Raw genomic sequence first — 1,435 nt, forward strand, 5'->3', positions numbered from 1 at the left:
TGAAGAGCGCGGCGGCGCAGAACTGTACGACCCCTCCGAAGACTGGAGCGAGCACGTGGATTACGACCTGAACCCGGACTTCTTCGCCGAAGTGGTGATCGGTCTGGCGGACAGCGACGGCGAGCCGATCAACGACGTGTTCGCCCGCGTGCTGATCTGCCGCGAGAAAGACCACAAGCTGTGCCACATTCTGTGGAAAGAGTGATTCGCCGCCAGCGCATCGGATAAAAAAAGCCCCGCTTATTCAGCGGGGCTTTTTGTTGCCGGCTAGCGGCGCATTACAGCGGATCGACCTTCAGGCACGAAACCGCATGGCGGAAACTGCCCTCCAGCAGCGGACGCGTCTTGGCGCACTCCGGCCCGGCAATCGGGCAGCGAGTGCGGAACACGCAGCCGGACGGCGGATTGATCGGCGAAGGCAGCTCCCCTTCCAACAGCTGGATCTGCTTTTCCTTCTCCTTGTCCGGATCCGGGATCGGCACCGCCGACATCAGCGCCTTGGTGTATGGGTGCTGCGGATTGTGGTACACCTCGTCATAGGTGCCCAGCTCTACCGCATGGCCCAGGTACATCACCAGCACGCGATCGGAAATGTGCTTCACCACCGCCAAATCGTGGGCGATAAAGATCAATGACAGCCCCATTTCGCGCTGCAGCTGCTGCAACAGGTTTACCACCTGCGCCTGAATCGACACGTCCAACGCGGAAACCGGCTCGTCGCAGATCACCAGCTTCGGTTCGAGGATCAGCGCGCGCGCGATGCCGATGCGCTGGCATTGGCCGCCGGAGAACTCGTGCGGATAACGGTTGATCAGGTTAGGCAGCAGGCCGACCTTCAGCATCATCGCCTTGACCTTGTCCTTCACTTCCTGACGCGGCATTTTCGGGTAGTAGGTGCGCAGCGGCTCGGCGATGATTTCGCCGATGGTCATGCGCGGGTTGAGCGAAGCCAGCGGATCCTGGAAGATCATCTGGATATCGCTGCGGGTTTTGCGCCAGTCGGCGTCGTTCATGCCCAGCAGATCTTTACCCAGCCAGGCGACGCGCCCGCTGGTGGCCTTCACCAGGCCGATGATGGCGCGCGCGAAGGTGGATTTGCCGCAGCCGGATTCGCCGACCACGCCCAGGGTTTCCCCCTCGAACAGCCGCAGCGTAACGCCATCGACCGCCTTCAGGGTTTTCGGCGGCTGCCAGAACCACTGCTTGTCGTCATGAATGTCGAAGTGCACTTTCAGATCGGCCACTTCGAGCAGCACTTTCTTATCGGTTACCGCTGTCATACCAACGCCTCCACCGGTTTAAAGCAGGCGCGCAGGCGCCCTTCCCCAAATTGCTCCAATGGCGGAGCGCTCGCGCACTGTTCCATGGCGTACGGGCAGCGCGGCTGGAACGGGCAGCCTTTCGGCAGCCGCAGCAGGTTCGGCGGGTTGCCGGG

At 61.8% G+C, this 1,435-nt stretch carries 3 protein-coding genes; 1 reads left to right on the plus strand and 2 read right to left on the minus strand.

Translation table 11 applies throughout. The annotated features are described in order from the left end of the window. The coding region (locus ADK28_RS02430) for a DUF440 family protein (protein ID WP_048794786.1) at positions 1 to 205 on the plus strand (205 nt) is incomplete at its 5' end. A 73-nt stretch (positions 206 to 278) separates the two neighbouring features. Here ADK28_RS02430 and oppF read toward each other — a convergent pair. Both oppF and ADK28_RS29605 read right to left on the minus strand, forming a co-directional pair. Beyond that, complete coding sequence (oppF, locus tag ADK28_RS02435; protein WP_004932143.1) at positions 279 to 1,280, minus strand: murein tripeptide/oligopeptide ABC transporter ATP binding protein OppF; 1,002 nt, start codon at positions 1,278 to 1,280, stop codon at positions 279 to 281. Further along, positions 1,277 to 1,435 (minus strand): oligopeptide/dipeptide ABC transporter ATP-binding protein (locus ADK28_RS29605; RefSeq protein WP_075202024.1); only part of this gene is annotated, 159 nt, incomplete at its 5' end. The genes oppF and ADK28_RS29605, both read right to left, overlap by 4 nt.

The sequence above is a fragment of the Serratia sp. 506_PEND genome, from assembly GCF_001076875.1.
Classification (GTDB): Bacteria; Pseudomonadota; Gammaproteobacteria; order Enterobacterales; family Enterobacteriaceae; genus Serratia; species Serratia marcescens.